At 72.5% G+C, this 2,513-nt stretch carries 2 protein-coding genes; both read left to right on the top strand.

The window, feature by feature from the left end; translation table 11 throughout:
- Positions 1-252: 252 nt before the first annotated feature.
- Positions 253-1,863 carry an apolipoprotein N-acyltransferase gene (gene lnt / locus FNH09_RS46045; protein WP_162470112.1) on the top strand — a complete coding sequence of 537 codons (1,611 nt, stop codon included), beginning with the start codon at positions 253-255 and terminating at the stop codon, positions 1,861-1,863.
- A gap of 68 nt (positions 1,864-1,931) precedes the next feature.
- On the top strand, positions 1,932-2,411 hold the full coding sequence (locus FNH09_RS46040; protein WP_152895818.1) for an NUDIX hydrolase: 480 nt from the start codon (positions 1,932-1,934) through the stop codon (positions 2,409-2,411).
- Positions 2,412-2,513: the final 102 nt, after the last annotated feature.

The following is a 2,513-nucleotide window of genomic DNA, read 5'->3' as shown; positions in this document are numbered from 1 at the left end:
GTGACAGTCCCGTCGCCCGGCCCCCGCCGCACGACCGCCTCCGCACCGGCCGTGACCGGCCCCGCGGCGGAGACTCCGGCCCACCGTAACGGCTGACGGACGGTTTGTGGATGAGCTGTGCGGTGCCCCGCAGGAACGTTGCCTCAAGGGGTACGAGCGACCGCCCGCGCCGCCGCTCACGGACCGGGCCCGGTCCGGTCCCGCATCCGGCCGTGTTGTCGACGCCGAGGTCAGCGGCCGTACACTCCCGGAGTGACCGTGACCGCAACCTCAGTAGGCCAGTCGGACCAGCTGGAGCCCCCGGCCGCGCCCGCAGCGCGCGGCCGTCGGCTCCTGCGCCTCGTCCCGGCCCTCGCCGCGGCGCTCTCCGGAGTGCTGCTCTATGTCAGCTTCCCCCCACGCACCCTCTGGTGGCTGGCCCTGCCGGCCTTCGCCGTCTTCGGCTGGGTGCTGCGCGACCGGACCTGGAAGGCGGCGCTGGGCCTCGGCTACCTCTTCGGCCTCGGCTTCCTGCTGCCGCTGCTGGTGTGGACCGGTGTCGAGGTCGGCCCCGGCCCCTGGCTCGCCCTGGTCGCGATCGAGGCCCTGTTCGTCGGACTGGTCGGCGTGGGCGTCGCCGCGGTGTCCAGACTGCCCGCCTGGCCGCTGTGGGCCGCCGCGCTGTGGATCGCCGGTGAGGCGGTACGCGCGCGGGTGCCCTTCCGCGGCTTCCCCTGGGGCAAGATCGCGTTCGGGCAGGCGGACGGCGTCTTCCTGCCGCTCGCGGCGGTCGGCGGCACTCCGGTGCTCGGCTTCGCGGTCGTGCTGTGCGGCTTCGGGCTGTGCGAGGCCGTGCGGCTGGCCGTCGCGGCACGCGGCACCCGTACCGTGCGGCGCTCCGCCGCCACCGTGGCCCTGCTGAGCGTGGCCGTGCCGGTGGCGGCCGCGGTGGCCGCCCGCCCGCTGGTCAGCGACAAGGCCGAGGACGGCACGGCGACCGTCGCCGTCATCCAGGGCAACGTCCCGCGGCTCGGCCTGGAGTTCAACGCCCAGCGCCGCGCCGTGCTCGACTACCACGCGCGCGAGACGGAGCGTCTGGCCGCCGAGGTCGAGGCGGGCAAGGTGCCCCGGCCCGACTTCGTGCTGTGGCCGGAGAACTCCTCCGACATCGATCCGCTCGCCAACCCCGACGCGTCTGCCGTGATCGAGACGGCGGCGAAGCGGATCGGCGCGCCGATCTCGGTCGGCGGTGTCGTCGAGCGGGACGGCAAGCTCTTCAACGAGCAGATCCTCTGGGACCCGGAGAAGGGCCCGGTGGACACGTACGACAAGCGGCAGATCCAGCCGTTCGGCGAGTACCTTCCGCTGCGTTCGCTCATCGGCGCCATCAACAAGGACTGGACGGGCATGATCCGCCAGGACTTCAGCCGGGGCAGCAAGCCGGGCGTGTTCGACATGGACGGCTCCAAGGTCGGACTCGCCACCTGCTACGAGGCGGCCTTCGACTGGGCCGTGCGCGACACCGTCACCCACGGCGCCCAGCTGATCTCGGTGCCGAGCAACAACGCCACCTTCGACCGCAGCGAGATGACCTACCAGCAGCTCGCCATGTCCCGGGTCCGCGCTGTCGAGCACAGCCGCACCGTCACCGTCCCGGTGACCAGCGGGGTCAGCGCGGTCATCATGCCCGACGGGAAGATCGCCCGGAAGACCGGCATGTTCGTGGCCGACTCGCTGGTGCAGAAGGTGCCGCTGCGCTCCTCCGAGACGCCCGCCACCCGGCTGGGCATCCTGCCCGAGATCGCCCTCGTCCTCGTGGCGGCCGGCGGGCTCGGCTGGGCCGTCGCCGCCGGTGTGCGCGGCCGGCGCGCCGGTGGCGTGTAGCCGTACGCCTGCCGAACGCCCTCATGGGCGAGACGGAGCCATGGGGCCGACCCGCTAGGGTCGGCCCCATGGCTACTCCTGACTTCATCCGCGAACTGCGGGCCTCCGCCGGACAGCAACTGCTCTGGCTGCCCGGAGTGACCGCCCTCGTCTTCGACGACGCGGGCAGAGTGCTGCTGGGCCGCCGTTCCGACACCGGCAAATGGTCCGTCATCGGCGGTATCCCGGAGCCGGGGGAGCAGCCCGCCGCGTGCGCCGTGCGCGAGGTCGAGGAGGAGACCGCGGTGCGCTGCGTCGTAGAGCGGGTCGTCCTGGTCCAGGCGCTGACGCCGGTCACGTACGCCAACGGGGACATGTGCCAGTACATGGACATCACCTTCCGCTGCCGTGCCGTCGGCGGGGAGGCCCGGGTGAACGACGACGAGTCGCTCGACGTGGGCTGGTTCGAGGTGGACGCGCTGCCCGACCTGAACGAGTTCGCGATGCACCGGATCAAGCAGGCGCTGTCCGAGGGGCCCACCTGGTTCGACCCCGCCAACCCCCTCTGAGCGGTGGGAACACCAGGGCACCCCATAGGGGCGAGCCCCATGAGTGCGCTCTGAAGTGTGGGCTTTGAGCACATGGGGCGGGGTTGGGTGGCTGCCTAGGGT

Origin of the sequence: Streptomyces adustus, from assembly GCF_009377175.1 — a bacterium.
Taxonomy (GTDB): domain Bacteria; phylum Actinomycetota; class Actinomycetes; order Streptomycetales; family Streptomycetaceae; genus Streptomyces; species Streptomyces adustus.
This window is presented reverse-complemented; position numbering and strand designations above follow the sequence as displayed.

What these genes read in the sequence shown, in the direction of transcription:
- FNH09_RS46040 (WP_152895818.1), top strand. Translation starts at nt 1,932, where the DNA reads ATGGCTACTCCTGACTTCATCCGCGAACTGCGGGCCTCCGCCGGACAG.